Origin of the sequence: Paenarthrobacter histidinolovorans, from assembly GCF_014647595.1 — a bacterium.
GTDB lineage: Bacteria > Actinomycetota > Actinomycetes > Actinomycetales > Micrococcaceae > Arthrobacter > Arthrobacter histidinolovorans.
The window spans coordinates 315,397-330,608 of record NZ_BMPM01000002.1; the positions used below are offsets into that span (position 1 = coordinate 315,397).

A 15,212-nucleotide genomic window follows, 5' to 3' on the forward strand; every position below is an offset into this window, starting at 1 on the left:
GTTAGCCAGCCTTTACAGGTACATCAGCGAAGATCGCTTCAATGACGTTGTTGGCCCATTGCAGGATCTCGGCGTCCTGGAGGTCGCGTCCACCGATTTTGGCCGTCTTGGGCTTGGGAATCAGCACGGCATCCAGGGCGGGCTTGACCTGCGAACCCGGGTACATGCGGTTCAGGCGCATTGTTTTGGATTCGGGCAGTTGCGCCGGCGAGAAGCGGATGAAGTTGCCTTGGAGCGCGACGTCGGACAGGCCGGCTTCGCGGGCACCCACCCGGAAGCGCGCCACGGCTATGAGGTTTTGTGCCGGGAGCGGCGGCTCACCGTAGCGGTCCACGAGTTCTGCAAGGACTTCGTCGATGGCTTCGTACGTGACCGCGGCCGCGAGCTTCCGGTACGCCTCAAGACGCAGCCTCTCCCCCGGAACGTAGTCATGGGGCAGGTGGGCGTTGACGGGCAGCTCGATCTTCATTTCGGCGGCCTTCTCCTCGGCCTCGCCGCGATATTCGGCCACAGCTTCGCCCACCAAGCGGATGTAGAGGTCGAAGCCCACGCCCTGGATATGGCCGGACTGTTCTCCGCCGAGCAGGTTTCCCGCGCCTCGGATTTCCAGGTCCTTCATGGCCAGCTGCATGCCCGCGCCGAGTTCGTTGTGTGCCGCCACGGCCTTGAGCCGTTCCAGGGCGACCTCGCCCAAGGGCTTTTCGGAGGGGTAGAGGAAGTAGGCGTAGGCGCGCTCACGGCCACGGCCCACACGGCCACGGAGCTGGTGGAGCTGCGACAGGCCGTACTTGTCGGCCCCGTCCACGATCAAGGTGTTGGCGTTGGAGATGTCCAGGCCGGTTTCAATGATGGTGGTACACACCAGGACGTCGAAGCGTTTCTCCCAGAAGTCCACAATGATCTTCTCGAGGCGGCTTTCCGACATTTGCCCGTGCGCCACTTCCACCCTTGCCTCAGGGACGAGTTCCCGGATCTGCGCGGCAATCCGTTCGATCGAGGACACCCGGTTGTGCACGAAGAACACCTGTCCTTCGCGCATGAGTTCACGGCGGATCGCGGCAGAGGTCTGCTTGTTCGTGTACGGGCCCACATAGGTCAGCACCGGGTGGCGTTCCTCCGGCGGCGTGGCCAGCGTGGACGTTTCCCGGATGCCTGTCAGGGACATCTCCAGGGTTCGCGGAATGGGCGTGGCACTCATGGCCAGGACGTCCACATTGGTGCGCATCTTCTTGAGCGCTTCCTTGTGTTCCACGCCGAAGCGCTGTTCCTCGTCCACGATCACCAGACCGAGGTCCTTGAATTCGAAGTCCTTGGACAATAGCCGGTGCGTACCGATCACCACGTCCACGGCGCCGCTCTTGACGCCCTCTGCGGTCTCCTTGGCTTCCTTGCTGGTCTGGAATCGGGACAGCGGCTTCACGCGCAACGGGAAGCCGGAGAATCGTTCAGTGAATGTCTCGTAGTGCTGCTGGGCCAGCAGGGTTGTGGGAACCAGCACCGCTACCTGCTTGCCGTCCTGGACGGCTTTGAAGGCCGCGCGGACGGCGATCTCAGTCTTGCCGTAGCCCACATCCCCGGAGACCAGCCGGTCCATGGGGATTTCGCGCTCCATGTCCGCTTTGACCTCGTTGATGGTGGTCAACTGGTCGGGGGTTTCCACGTAGGGGAAGGCTTCTTCGAGCTCACGCTGCCACGGTGTGTCCGGAGCAAACGCGTGACCACGGGATGCCATGCGGGCCGAGTACAGCCGGATCAGCTCCCCCGCGATTTCCTTGACGGCCTTGCGTGCCTTGGACTTGGTACTTGCCCAGTCCGCCCCACCCATCTTGCTCAGCGCAGGCGTATCCCCACCCACGTAGCGGGTTACCTGGTCCAGCTGGTCGGTCGGTACGAAGAGCCTGTCCCCCGGCGCGCCGCGCTTGGACGGCGCGTATTCCAGTACCAGATACTCGCGCAGCCCGGCATCGGACGACGACGTCCCGGTCACCTTGCGCTGGATCAGCTCCACGAACCGGCCGATTCCGTGCTGTTCGTGAACCACGAAGTCACCCGCGTGCAGTTGCAGCGGGTCCACTGCGTTCCGCCGCTTGGACGGCATCCGCCGCATGTCCTTGGTGGAGCTCGCTGTCGCCCGTCCCAGCAGATCGGCTTCGGTCAGCAGTCCCAGTTTGAGGCCGTCCAGGACAAAGCCGCGTCCGACGGCGGCGGTGGTCACCTCGATGATGCCAGGCTGGGGCTCCTCATCCAGGGAGTCCACGCGCGAACAGGGAATCTCGGCGTCGTGGAACAGCTCGGCCAGGCGCTGCGCGGGGCCCGGGCCGTCCGTAACAACCACCACGCGCCACTGCTCGCGGACACGGGAACCGATGAACTCCAGCATTTCGGCCACATCACCCTGGTAGCCACGCGGTTCGCGAGCACGCATGTTGAGTACGTCAATGTCCAGGACCAGGTCCTCGTCCGAGGCGAGGGAGGTGATGGACCACCAGGACACACCGTGTTCCAGAGCAGCCGAGCGGGTATCGGTGAGCGAGCGGAAACTGGCGGCATGCAGGTCGGTAGAGGCCTGGGAGGACAGATCAAGGGGCGCCGCACCGCCGTCGGACGCCGTGGACCAGGCAGCCTCCAGGAACTCTTCGTTGGTGGCGGCGAGGTCGTGCGCGCGCGTGCGCACCTTCTCGGGTTCGATGACAACAGAAAGGGAGCCGGCCGGAAGCTGATCCACAAACGGAACCATGGCATCCACCAGAACGGGGGCCAAGGATTCCATGCCCTCAACGGCGATGCCGCCGGCGATCTTCTCCAACATGTCGGCCGCGGCGGGCATGTCTGCCTTCAGCTTCGCGGCGCGGGACATCACGGAGGGGGTGATCAGGATTTCCCGGCACGGAGGAGCGTGCAGCTCCGTCGGGTGGTGGATTCCGGGCGCTGAGAGGGAACGCTGGTCGGCGACGGCGAACCAGCGCATCTGGTCCACCTCGTCACCGAAGAACTCCACACGGATCGGGTGGTCTTCAGTAGGTGGGAAGACATCGAGGATGCCGCCGCGGACAGCGAATTCGCCGCGGTGGGTCACCATGTCAACGCGCGCATAGGCAGCATCGGAGAGCGCCCGGACCACTTCGGAGAAGGATCGCTCCTGGCCAACCTGCAGGGTTACCGGAACCAGGTCACCCAAACCGGCCACAATAGGCTGGACCACGGCGCGAACGGGAGCCACCACCACGCGCAAGGGGGCCGCCGTCGAGGTTTCCGGGTGGGTCAGGCGGCGCAGGACGGACAGCCTGCGTCCCACGGTGTCCGACCGCGGCGAAAGACGCTCATGCGGGAGGGTTTCCCAGCTGGGGAAAGTGGCAACAGAGTCCGCCGGAAGGTAGGAGCCGAGCGCCGCGGTGAGGTCTTCGGCTTCGCGGCCGGTGGCCGTCACGGCCAGGACCACGGGAGCGCCGTCTTCTTCGACGCCGGCGGAAGCCAGGGCATCGGCCATTTCGGCGAGCAACACCGCGCGCATCCCCGTGGGAGCGCTGATCTGGTAGTCGGCGTTCCGGTCGCTGAAGGACCGCTCCGCCTCGGTTCGAACGCGCGCGAAAGTCTTGTCCTCCGCCAGTGCGCGGCGCAGACCGTTGAGGCTCATGGCAGAAACTCCTAGGGTGGGTCCAAGGGCAGGCAACACAAATGCCCGGAAATTCAGATGAATGCCGGGTCATTCCAGCCTACCTCCACCCCCAGCCACAGGAGTTCCTTTGCAGCCTTCGGAAGCTACGCATTCCAACACCACACAGGACACCAGGACCGTGCTGGTGACCGGCGCCACCGGCTACATCGGGGGCCGGTTGGTTCCGCGGCTCCTCGAAGCCGGCCACAAGGTCAAAGTCCTGGTCCGTACGCCCCAAAAGATCGCAGACGTCCCGTGGCATGACGACGTCGACATTATTGAAAACAGCCTGTCCGACGCCGACGGCCTCGCCGAGGCGCTCGACGGCGTGGATGTCCTGTACTACCTGGTGCACTCCATGGCCTCGGGCAGCGGTTTCGAGGCCAAGGAAGAGGCCATGGCCCGCCTCGTTGCCGGGGCGGCCGCTGAAGCCGGAGTGGACAGGATCGTGTACCTCGGCGGGCTGCACCCGGAGAACACGGAACTGTCCACGCACATGCGCTCCCGCGAAACCGTGGGAAAGGTGTTCCTGGAATCCCCGGTGGACGCCATCGTTTTCCAGGCAGGCGTGGTGATCGGCTCCGGCTCTGCGTCGTTCGAGATGATCCGGCACCTGGCCGACACCCTCCCCGTCATGCCCGCACCCAGCTGGGTTAATAACCGGATTGAGGCCATCGCAGTGCGGGACGTCCTGCACTATCTCGTCGCCGCCGCCGCCCTCCCGGACAAACTGAACCGCTCCTTCGACATCGGTTCCCGGGACGTCCTGAAGTACAAGGAGATGATGAATGAGTACGCCGTGGAACGCGGGCTCCCCCGGCGGCTGGTGATCGCGCTTCCCGTCCCCGCGCCCAAGCTCGCCGGGCTGTGGGTGGCCCTGGTGACACCCATCCCGTTGTCCATGTCCCTGCCGTTGGTGCAGTCGCTGCAGCACGATGCCGTGTCGCGGGAGCACGACGTCGACCGTTACATCAAGCAGCCCGACGGCGGCCTGACCTCCTATCGTCGCGCCGTCGCCCTGGCGCTGGGCAAGGAACGGGACGGGCAGGTGGAAACCACCTGGGCCAACGCCGGCATCGACGCCGATCCCCTTCCGAGCGACCCCGATTGGGCCGGGTACAAAGTGTTCCTGGATGAGCGCACCTTCCACAGCGAGGCCAAACCCGGGAACGTGTGGACCATCATCGAGGGCATCGGCGGCAGGAACGGCTGGTACTCACTGCCTTTGGCGTGGCGGGTGCGCGGCTGGTTGGACAAGCTGCAGGGCGGCGCGGGGCTGCTGCGGGGCCGCCGGCACCCCAAGACGCTGAACACCGGCGAGGTAGTGGATTGGTGGAGGGTCGAGGCGATCGATCGCGGCCACCTGCTGCGGTTGCGGGCCGAAATGCGTGCTCCGGGCGGCGCCTGGCTTGAGCTGTCGGTGGAACCCGACGGCGACGGGAGCCTCTACAAGCAGCGTGCCATTTTCTTCCCGCGTGGCCTGGCCGGTCGGCTCTATTGGTTGGGCGTGTACCCGTTCCACGGCTTCATCTTCCCTTCGATGGCCCGCAACATCTCGGCAGCAGCAACCACCCTTCAGGAGGAAACGGGTTCAAGTGAGTCCACCCGGACCCCGTAGGATGTTGGGAGCTAAAAAGCTTCACCACCACCATCCACGGAGGACCCATGGCCCTGAGTGCATCCACCACCCTGCCCCACAGCGTTGACCGCGTAGCGGCCGTCTTTGTTGACGAGGATTTCCTGCGCCACACGAGCGAATACGTGGGCGGCTCGCTGGAATCGTTCACCGTTGACGGCGACACTGCCGGTGCTTTCACCACCACCACCGTTCGCACGCTGCCCACCACACGCCTGCCGGAGATCGCCCGCAAGTTCGTTGGCGAAACCCTGAAGGTCACCCAGACCGAGGAGTGGGAGGCTCCTGCCGCCGATGGCTCGCGTGCCAGCAAAATCGCCCTGAAGATTTCCGGCGCTCCCCTGGACGTGACTGCGGTCCAGCGCCTCGTCGCTGAGGGCGGCAGCACCCGGATCGAGCTCGAAGGCAACGTGACCTCTTCGGTTCCGTTCCTGGGCGGGAAGATCGCTGACGCTGCCGAGCCCATGGTGGGCAAGGCACTTGGCATCCAGTCGCAGCAGGCGCAGGCTTGGCTCGAAAGCCACTAGCGTGGAGATCCCCGCAATCCTGGCGATTGTCCTGATCGTTGCCGGCGTGTGGTCCCTTGCAGTGTGGCCGCAGTTCCTGAAGCGCGTCATGAAGGACCCCCGGGCCCGCGACGCCGCCGGCAAGGCCACGAAATTCCTGACGGTCCACGTCGTCCTGGTCACCATCTCCATGGTGCTGGGACTGGCGACGGCGGTCATCGGGATCGCGGGCCTCGTCGCCTAAGTTTCACCCAACTGGGTCGCAGGTCACGTCGTTCTCAGCGCTGGGAACGACCTGATCTGCGACCCAGTTGGGTAAGATGGACATTGGTGTGCCGGGAAGTCTGGTCGGCGTGTATTTGATGTACCCGCAAATGCCCGCCCAGCGTTAGGAGCCCTCAGTGGCCCAGCAGCCTCCCGCAACACCCACAGCCCAGTCAGGCAAAGTCTTCTCCCGCTCCACTTACCCGGAATACCGCAGGATCCTCTCGATCCTGCGAACGGAAACCGTGGGCGGCGCACTTCTCCTGGCAGCAACCGTCATAGCCCTCATCTGGGCCAACTCCCCCGCCGCGGACGGCTACTTCGCACTCCGCGACGTCAAGATCGGCTACGAACCGTGGCACCTTGAGCTCAGTCTGGGCCATTGGGCCTCCGACGGCCTGCTGGCGGTGTTCTTCTTCCTGGCCGGGCTCGAGTTGAAACGCGAATTCGTGGCCGGGGAACTCCGCAAACCGGCGCGGGCGGTGGTCCCGGTCGCAGCCGCGATCGGCGGGGTGGCCGTTCCTGCCCTGATCTTCGTCCTGTTCAACCTCGGCTCCCCTGAAACACTCAAGGGCTGGGCCATCCCCACGGCCACGGACATTGCCTTCGCACTGGCGGTCCTGGCCGTGATCAACACCCACCTTCCCGCCGCCCTCCGGACGTTCCTGCTGACGCTTGCCGTGGTGGATGACCTCATCGCCATCGGCATCATCGCCTTCTTCTACTCCACCGGGCTCCAGCCGCTGATGCTGTTGGCCGCTCTGGTGCCGTTGGCCCTCTTTACATTCCTGGTGCAGAAAAGGATCCACAGCTGGTACCTCCTTGTGCCGCCGGCCTTGGCGACCTGGGGATTCGTCCACGCCTCCGGCATCCACGCCACCGTGGCAGGAGTTCTGTTGGGCTTCGCCGTTCCGGTACTGGCCAGCGGCAAAAAAGGAGAGCCCGCGGAGGGCCTGGCCGAGCACCTCGAACACAAACTGCGCCCATTCTCGGCAGGTTTCGCCGTGCCGGTGTTCGCGTTCTTCTCCGCTGGCGTGGCCTTGGGAGGACTGGACGGTATGGGCGCGGCCTTGCGGGATCCCGTGGCGCTGGGGATCGTGGCAGCGTTGGTGCTCGGCAAGGCCGTGGGCGTCTTCGGCACGACGTTCCTGGTCACCAAAACCACGCGCGCCAGCCTGGATTCAGGCATCGCCTGGATCGACCTTTTCGGCCTGGCGCTGTTGGCCGGCATCGGTTTCACCGTCTCGTTGCTCATCGGCGAGCTGAGCTTCGGAGCAGGTTCGGCCCACAACGACCACGCCAAGGTGGCCATCCTGGCAGGTTCCTTGATCTCGGCGCTGCTGGCCGCCGTCGTGCTCAAAGCCCGTAACCGGCGTTACCGCCAGGTGCAGTTGGAAGAAGAACGGGACGACGACGGCGACGGCGTGCCTGACGTCTTTGCCCGCAGCTGACGCGGAGGTGCTTCGCGGAGCCTAGGCGGTTGCCTGGTTGAGGGCGTCCTCGGCGGCCACCCAGGAGATCATGGCGCACTTGACCCGGGCGGCGTAGCGGGCCACTCCCTCGAACGCTGCGGCGTCGCCCAGGATCTCCGGGTCTGCCTGCACTTTCCCGCGGGAACGCAGGACTTCGCGGAAGTTATCGATCACGGAGTGCAGTTCCGCGACGGACATGCCCTCCCCCATCTCGCTGAGCACGGAGGCCGAGGCCATGGAAATGGAACAGCCGGCGCCGTCCCAACTGATCTGCTGGACTGTTCCGTCCGCGACGGCGAGCCGCAACGTCACTTCGTCCCCGCACACGGGGTTCAGCTGGTGGGATTGACCGGTGGAGGCACCGGCAGGGGCTTGTGTTTCGGCGAGCCCGCTGCCGTGCCGCTGCTTGGAATGGTCCAGGATGATCTGCTGGTAAAGCTGGTCAAGACTCATGGTGCTGATGCCCGTTTCTAAGAAAAAGTCAGTGTGGTCAGGCCTGGAAGTAGGCCCGGACGCCGGAAACGGCGTCGAGGAAAGCATCGACGTCGTCCGTGGTGTTGTAGAGGTAGGTACTGGCCCGGGTGGTTGCCGTCAGGCCGAGGCGGCGGTGCAGAGGTTGGGCGCAGTGATGGCCGACGCGAACGGCGATTCCGCGGTCGTCGAGGAATTGCCCGACGTCGTGGGCGTGGACACCGGCGACGTCGAAGGCTGCCAAACCGATCCGCTCAGCCCCGGACGCCGGACCAACGACGCGGATGCCCTCGATGCTCTCGAGTCCTTTGACCAGGCGCTGGCCCAAGGTGGCTTCCCAGGCGTGGATACGATCGATGCCCGTTTCTGAAAGGTAGTTCACGGCAGCTGCCAAGGCCACAGCCTGGGAGATGCGCTGCGTTCCGGCCTCAAAGCGCTGGGGTGCGGGCAGGTATTCTGCGCGTTCCATGGTGACTGTGGTGATCATGGAGCCACCTGTGAGGAACGGGGGCAGCACGTCCAGGAGCTCCTGCTTCCCGTACAGCACACCCACTCCAGTGGGAGCCAGCATCTTGTGGCCGGAGAACACGGCGAAGTCAACGTCGAGCTTCTTCACGTCCACTGCCATGTGGGGAACCGACTGGCAGGCATCGAGCACTACCAGTGCCCCAACGCGGCGTGCCATGGCCACCAGCTCAGCAACGGGGTTGATGGTGCCCAGGACGTTTGAGGCATGGGTGAAAGCCAGGAGCCGGGTCCGGTTCCCGATGATCTCTGCGGCGGCATCAAGGCCAAGCGCTCCGTCATCGGTAATGGGGATGTGCTTCAGCGTGGCGCCCGTGCGGAAGGCGAGCTCCTGCCACGGAATGAGATTGGCGTGGTGTTCCATCGCGGTGACAACGATCTCGTCGCCGGGACCGATGGCCAGGTCCTTCAGGGCCGAGCTGCCGCGGCCTTGGGCCGCCCACAACGCGGCGTTGGAGAGGGCGTAGCTGATGAGGTTGAGGCCTTCGGTGGCGTTGGAGGTCCACACCGTTTCCTCGTACTGTGCGCCGATGAAGTCCGCCACGGTCTGGCGGGCGTCCTCAAACGCCTCGGTCGCCTCGACGGCCAGGTGGTGGGCGCCACGGTGCACGGCAGCGTTGCGTTGCTCGTAGAACTCCTGCTCGGCTTCGATGACGCTGAGCGGATTTTGCGAGGTAGCACCGGAATCAAGGTAGATCAGCGGTTTACCGTTGACCAGTTGGTCCAGCACCGGGAAGTCGTTCCGGATCCGCAACACCTCCGCGTTGTCCATGGCATGCACGGACTGTAGCAATGAGGCGGGTGTTGATACGGCAGTCAAGGGGCGCTCCTTGGGAATCCTTCAGGGACTCCCCATTATCCCACGCGGGCCCGGATCGGGAGGTGTGCCGTACAGCACGTCAGGCGCCGGCCCTCCCCGGCACCCAACCCAGCGGTGGCACGGCCTCGCTCTCCACCGCGCCGCGGAGCCGCTCAACCAGCACCGATACCCGCCGGGCCGCCGCAGTGCGGGCCTTCGCCTGGTACCCGGCAGCTGCACGCGCGTAGCAAACGGCAGCGTGGGCGAACTGCCGGCCCGCCGACAATGAGCGGCCCGCCGCCTCAAGCGACCTTTGCTCGTCCTCCGCCAGGGCAGCAGCAAAAGTCCGCAACGCCGCCCCACCGGCACCATCGACGCCGGAAGCGGCTGCTGCCAGCCGCAGCAGGATGGCCGGATCGACGACGCCGGTACCGCTCGCGTTGAGCGCCAGCATGGACAACGCCTCAGCTTCCAACAGCACCCTTCCCTGGGCTTGGGCTTCTTCCGCGAGCGCCAGCAGGTGCGTGGAGGTACCGGTAGAGCGGTCCCGTGCTGCGGCACGGTAGAGGATGCTGATCCGGTCCAGGAGGTCGTCCGGCGTCGCTGCGGGGAGCCGACTTTCCAGCCAGGAGTCGCCTTGTGTGGCCAGCCCCAGTGCCTTGCCCGGGTTTCCGCACAGTGCCTCACAGTAGGCCATCATGGCCGCAGCCAAGGATCGGACCGGCGGCAGGCCGGCGTCGGACAGTTCCGCCAGTACGGCCTCAAGCGTGCCGCGGGCCGCCCGCGGGAATCCCTGGCTGAGCTGGGCGTAGGCCCGTGCGGTTTCAGAACATACGGCCAGGTAGCTGGGCACGGCTGACGCCGAGTACTCCACGAGCGGGACCATGGCACTCCACGCCAGATTGTGCCGCAAGCAGATCACGTGCCGAAGCGCCGCGCCCGCACGGAACGTCGCCATGGAGGGGTCAGTGCCCACGGCTTTCATTGTCTCAGTGGACTTTTCCAGTGCCTCCACGGCGGCACCGGACAGGAGCAGGCGTTCGGCTTCCCGCACCTCCCCTGCGATCCGCGCGGCAGTGTCAGCAGCGCCGTCGCCTGCCTTCAGATCGGCGTGCACTGCGCCGAGCAGTTCCAGCGCCATGAGCCGCCCACCGGCGTCGGCCTTCACTTCCGCCGAGCTGCCCGCTGTGGCCAAGTGACGGAGGACAGGTTCGGCCTCGGCCAGTTGACCTTCGGCGATCAACGCCCGGGCCCTCAGCATTCCCGCTTCCTCCAGGTGGTCCGGAGCCTTCACTGCCGAGGCAACCTGGAGGGCAAGTTCGGCGGTTACGGGCCGGTCGGCGGCCGGCGCCGCCGCCAGCAGGAGCTCATCCGGCAGGCCCAGGCCGCAGTCCAGGGTCCAGGTCATCCACCGCAACATACTCGGCGCCGTCTCCAGCGTGAGTCCGGGGTCCTCGATCCTTTGATGGAGGGCAAGGCTCCGGGACCGCGGAACTGCAAGCCGGATGCCCTCCCCCCGCAACCACGAGCCCATGCGGGCCATCAGGGGCCGGCCCGGCAACAACCTGATGTGGTGTTCGGCCAAGAGGTTCTCCACGGCTTTGTGGCCGCAGTGGCGCTCCAGGACCTCGACGGCGATTGGCTCGGCCAACGCGATCAGCTCCAAAGCCAGCCGCTCGTCCGGCGGCCGGGCGCCGTTTTCCGCCTGGACGCGTTCCACGACGCCAGGCCAGCGGCAATGCGCCCGGGTGTTGATGGTCCAATACCCTTCCCGCTGTACCAGGAGCCCTGCACGGCGCGCGTCCTCCACGGCGAGGCAGAGGATGCCCACGTTGAAGCCGCTCATGACCGCCAGGAGGCTGCTGGTCCGGCGCTGGATCTTGCCGCCGAGCAGAGATTCACACAGGGCGTGCGCCTCCGTGAAGGTGAACGGCGGAAGCAGGTACTGCTCCATGAAGCCGTCTTCCCAGAGTTGGTACAGATCCTGCGGCAGCGGGCGCCGGCTGTCCGCAGTGGCAACGAGTTTGGCACCGAATCCGGGGATGAGCTGCAGCAGCACACCCAGGGAGGCCGGGTCGACGTAGTGGATGTCGTCCACCAGCAGGACCAGCTGGGGCCGGGGCGGCTGGTTCCGGCGTGCGTTGCGTCGCCGGATGGCGGGGGGCGAGTACAGGTAATTGGCTGGTCCGAGTGTGCTGGTGAGGGCGCGAAGGACATGGAGTCCTGGCAGCGGTCCCCCGCTGGTCCCCGTGTAGGCGCCGGTCACTGCGTCCGCGCTGGTATCCAGGTCACGCGCAGCGCCCCCCAGCAGGCCTATGGAAGCATCAAGGATGCCGTATTGGGTCGCTTCCAGGTCCAGGCTTCCGGCGAAGGTTCGGACATCCATGGTCCCGGGCAGTCCGGCTTTGAGGGAGAGCAGCATATGGCTCTTGCCCGAGCCCGCCTCGCCGGCCACAAGAATGCCGCTTTTGGAGGGTGAGCGTACGGCAGAAATAACGAGTTCCAGCAAGTGTGCTCTATCGGGCAGTGTCGGGGATGCCAGCCTGGCTGTGACGGTGTCTTCGTCCAGCCAAGGGTCCGGCAGCATGCACACTCCAATAGCAGCAGTCCCATGTCCGGGAGGTTTGTGATTCCGCGATTCGCGGGTCCCTGGCTTAGAAGCCGGCGGCGGCTGGGGGGAGAGTCTCGGTCTCAGAAGACTCTGTCGCCGCCGGCTTCGTTCAGGGCCGGACCACCTTCCGGTGGCCGGGGCACCGGCTGAAGAGACCACCGATGCGGTTGATGCGACTTTCGGAATCCCGGTGATGCTTGGGGCTGAACCGTTCTTCCAAGATCAATACTGCCGGGGGCGCAAAAGCCAAACACCAGTAATCGGTACTCGATTACTTGGGGGCTTTTCAGGGCCGGATACTGTGTTGTACTCAGTAACCGGAAGGAGCACTACTTGGTTCCGACACGAAAAAACCGCGAATTACTCCATTGATTGGTTAAATAGGCGCAATTCGGGTGCCTGGGGCCGGAAGGCTCTTTTGCGGGTACTCAAACGGGCCGAACGTGAATTCCGGCTGCCGGCCCGATTCGGGGCTTCGCTGCGCACCATGCCACGCCCGCAGCCCAGCACGCAGCGAACCCACGAAACGGGAGCCTCAGTCAACGGGAGCCTCAGTCAAACGGGAACCTGAACGGATCACCCCGGAGCGTCAGTGGCGGACGGCAGCGCCAAGATCTTCACGACGACGGATGCCCAGCTTCGCGTAGCTACGGTACAGGTGACCTTCCACAGTGCGAACCGAGACCATGAGTTTTTCGGCGATCTGGCGATCCGTGAGACCTGATACGGCCAGCGCCACGATGTCCTGTTCGCGCCGGGTCAGGGGAACGGCGTGATCGGTCTCGGTGTTTGGGTCATGGACCATGGAGTCGCCCAGGCTGGCTTGGTTGACGTCCCGCATGACGGCGGCCTGCCGCGCCTCGGGACGCTTGCCTTCGGCGTCGAAGGTTGCTGCCGCCCTGTCGAACGCTGCCGCTGCGGGCCCCGGCATGCCAGCGGCGGACAGGAGGTTTCCTGCGTTCACGAAACCCTGGCCGCCACCCTTCATTTGGGCTCCGGCGAGCGATTGCCATCCTGCGGCCCAAGCACCCGTCATCCGTGAGGCGGTTTCCTCGATGGACTCCACGGCTGCGACATCCCCGAGTTCAGCCCTCAGGATGAGGTTCTGCAGGTGCAGGCCAGGCAAAGCGTACAGGCGGCCGGCCCCGGGCAGGTCCCGCAGTTGTGGAAGGCCGGAACCTTTGCTGAGAAGCTCATGGCCGGCCAGCGTGAACAGCCCCGCAAGCGCCTCAACGTAGTTGCTGCCCCTGCCAGGGACTTGTTCGCTTGCCAGCCGTTGTGCCAGCTCAGTGTTTCCGGATTTGCCGGCCGCATAGAACGCAAGGGCGTGCCCCAGGTTCCTGAGCTGTTGCGGGTCCTTCATCCGGAGGGCCTCGACCGCGGGGGCCAGCAGAGCCGTGGCCTGCTCCGTACGTCCCTGCCTCAGCAGGGCGAGTCCTCTGAGCGCCTGGATATCGCCGCCAAAAGTGATGAGCCCCATGGGTGAGATTGCCGCATACCGGTCCAGGGCAGCATCGGCTGCACTCCAGTCCCCCGATTCCAAGGCCGCCAACACGTAGCGGACCACCACGAAGTCCCTGAAATACAGCAGGTTGTCGCCGTGCTCATCCAGAAGGACCATGGCCCCACGTCCGGCTTCAAGGGCTTGCTCGGGCTGGCCCTCCACGGTGAGACGCTCGCATTGCATTGCCAGGACGAAAATCCGGTTCATCGCACTGTCCGGCTCGTTGGTCGGGAGTCCTTCGGCAAACAGGTCCAGCCCCTCGCGAAGTTCACCGTAACGGCCTTCACGGGCCAGTGCGGCCAGTTCCAGGGCCGAGGCATGCCGGTTGACCTGCGCTGCCCTGGGGTCTGACGCCGCCGACCCGTCCGTCAGGGACTTAGCGGCATTCCGGGCGTCGCCTGCGATGCTCGACGCCGAATCACCCCGGGCCGAACGTGCTGCCGCCCACAACAGGCCTGCGCCCGTAGGTCCCAACGGATCAGCATCAAGGAACCCGTTTCCCTCTTCCAGCAGCCGCACGGCATTGCTGTAGTCGCCGTCGTTGTAGTTGACCATGGCCATCACCGCGCGGGCCCGCGGCCGCAGCGCTTCTGAGCGGACCTTGCTTGCTGCAGCAACCGCCAAAGGGTTCCGCAGCTGTTTGGCGGCAAGGAAAGCTGCTTGCAGCAGCTGCTCGTCGGCGACGTCGGCACCGCAGTCCAGCGCCCAGTCCACCATACGGAGCAGCGCCTCAGCCGTGGCAGGTTCCACGGCAAGGTGCTGCACCATCCGCTGGCGGATCTGGAGACTCCGGGCAGGCGAAACAATCCGGCGCAGGGCCTCGCTGTACATCGGATGCCACATCTTGAGGGGGCTTCCCGGGCCATTCGTGGGGATCACGAGCCTGTTGTCCATCAACGCCCGAACAGTGTCCCTGCCGACCTCCGCATCCAGCAAAGCGGCAGGGACGGGCTCGGACAAGGCAATGACAAACATCGCCTCCCGTTCGGCCTCGCTGGTTCGCAGGACCCTGTTCCGGACAACCTCGGCCAGGTTTTCGCCGCTGCCCGAGGGTTCCCGCGTCAGGAGCCAGACGCCGTTTCTCCGCACCAGGTTTCCGTCCGCCCTGGTGTCATCCAGGAGGCAGCGCAGCAGCAGCGGGTTGCCCTCGGACAACGAATGCAGCACATCCACGGCGCTTGCCATGACCGTTCCGCCCAGGGTCTTCTCCACAAGCTGTGCGGCAGTTTCTTTGTCCAGGGGATGCAGCTCCAGCCGCTCGGCCAAACCGTCGTACCAGAGTTGGAGCAGCGCTGCGGGCAGGCCCGGCCTGGGCCTGCTGGTTGCGACCAGCCGGGCCCAGCCGGCCGTGACCAGTTCAGCCAGGATCTGCGTGCTGCCTTCATCGAGGTCGTGGGCGTCGTCAACGATGAGCAGAAGGCGCGCGCCTTCGCCGCCGCGCCGTTTCTCGAACTGCGACCAGAATTCACGGAGGATGGCCACTGGCGATGTGGCCTGCTCCACGGGCAGATCCAGTAAATAGGGTGCCAGGACACCATAGGGAACGGCGGACAGTGCAGGGCTGCCGTGGACGCGCATCACCACCATTTCGGAGGCAAGGCGGGCGGCTATCCCATCAGAAAGGGCGGTTTTGCCGATGCCGGGATCTGCCACGACCAGGACGGCCCCGGCACCTTCCTGACGCAATATTTCCAGGGCCAGTTCCAGTTCGGCGTCCCGGCCAACAAGGTGCTCAGCCTGCATGGGCAGCCCGTGCCGGAGTTATGGAT

The 15,212-nt window shown here is 65.4% G+C and carries 9 protein-coding genes; 4 read left to right on the forward strand and 5 right to left on the reverse strand.

Annotated features, from left to right (window positions below; all coding sequences use genetic code 11):
- Window position 1: 1 nt before the first annotated feature.
- Window positions 2-3,634: a transcription-repair coupling factor gene (gene mfd / locus IEY62_RS05990; RefSeq protein WP_189014951.1), complete on the reverse strand. Its 3,633-nt coding sequence runs from the start codon at window positions 3,632-3,634 to the stop codon at window positions 2-4.
- Window positions 3,635-3,743: 109 nt separating this feature from the next.
- Between mfd and IEY62_RS05995 the strand changes: the two genes are divergently transcribed.
- The 4 genes from IEY62_RS05995 (at window position 3,744) to nhaA (ending at window position 7,512) form a co-directional block, all read left to right on the forward strand.
- Window positions 3,744-5,273, forward strand: coding sequence for an SDR family oxidoreductase (locus tag IEY62_RS05995; protein WP_189014953.1), 1,530 nt, complete (start codon window positions 3,744-3,746; stop codon window positions 5,271-5,273).
- 47 nt (window positions 5,274-5,320) lie between these two features.
- Complete coding sequence (locus IEY62_RS06000) at window positions 5,321-5,818, forward strand: DUF2505 domain-containing protein (RefSeq protein WP_189014955.1); 498 nt, start codon at window positions 5,321-5,323, stop codon at window positions 5,816-5,818.
- A gap of 1 nt (window position 5,819) precedes the next feature.
- A complete protein-coding gene (locus IEY62_RS06005; protein WP_189014957.1) occupies window positions 5,820-6,041 on the forward strand; it encodes an SCO4848 family membrane protein in 222 nt (73 codons plus the stop codon).
- A 157-nt stretch (window positions 6,042-6,198) separates the two neighbouring features.
- A complete protein-coding gene (gene nhaA / locus IEY62_RS06010) occupies window positions 6,199-7,512 on the forward strand; it encodes a Na+/H+ antiporter NhaA (protein ID WP_189014959.1) in 1,314 nt (437 codons plus the stop codon).
- A gap of 21 nt (window positions 7,513-7,533) precedes the next feature.
- On the opposite strand, the gene sufU is transcribed toward nhaA, so the two are convergent.
- The 4 genes from sufU to IEY62_RS06030 all read right to left on the reverse strand — a co-directional run bounded on the left by sufU (window position 7,534) and on the right by IEY62_RS06030 (window position 15,186).
- Window positions 7,534-7,986 (reverse strand): Fe-S cluster assembly sulfur transfer protein SufU, encoded by a 453-nt coding sequence (gene sufU, locus IEY62_RS06015; RefSeq protein ID WP_189014961.1) that lies wholly within the window; start codon window positions 7,984-7,986, stop codon window positions 7,534-7,536.
- Window positions 7,987-8,023: 37 nt separating this feature from the next.
- Complete coding sequence (locus IEY62_RS06020; protein WP_189014963.1) at window positions 8,024-9,349, reverse strand: SufS family cysteine desulfurase; 1,326 nt, start codon at window positions 9,347-9,349, stop codon at window positions 8,024-8,026.
- 79 nt (window positions 9,350-9,428) lie between these two features.
- Window positions 9,429-11,915, reverse strand: coding sequence for an ATP-binding protein (locus tag IEY62_RS06025; protein ID WP_189014965.1), 2,487 nt, complete (start codon window positions 11,913-11,915; stop codon window positions 9,429-9,431).
- A gap of 613 nt (window positions 11,916-12,528) precedes the next feature.
- Window positions 12,529-15,186: a helix-turn-helix transcriptional regulator gene (locus IEY62_RS06030; RefSeq protein ID WP_189014967.1), complete on the reverse strand. Its 2,658-nt coding sequence runs from the start codon at window positions 15,184-15,186 to the stop codon at window positions 12,529-12,531.
- Between the last annotated feature and the right edge of the window lie 26 nt (window positions 15,187-15,212).

Coding starts and splice junctions, on each gene's coding strand:
- IEY62_RS06000 (WP_189014955.1), top strand. CDS start 5,321: ATGGCCCTGAGTGCATCCACCACCCTGCCCCACAGCGTTGACCGCGTA.
- IEY62_RS06030 (WP_189014967.1), bottom strand. CDS start 15,186: ATGCAGGCTGAGCACCTTGTTGGCCGGGACGCCGAACTGGAACTGGCC.
- sufU (WP_189014961.1), bottom strand. CDS start 7,986: ATGAGTCTTGACCAGCTTTACCAGCAGATCATCCTGGACCATTCCAAG.
- IEY62_RS06025 (WP_189014965.1), bottom strand. CDS start 11,915: ATGCTGCCGGACCCTTGGCTGGACGAAGACACCGTCACAGCCAGGCTG.
- mfd (WP_189014951.1), bottom strand. CDS start 3,634: ATGAGCCTCAACGGTCTGCGCCGCGCACTGGCGGAGGACAAGACTTTC.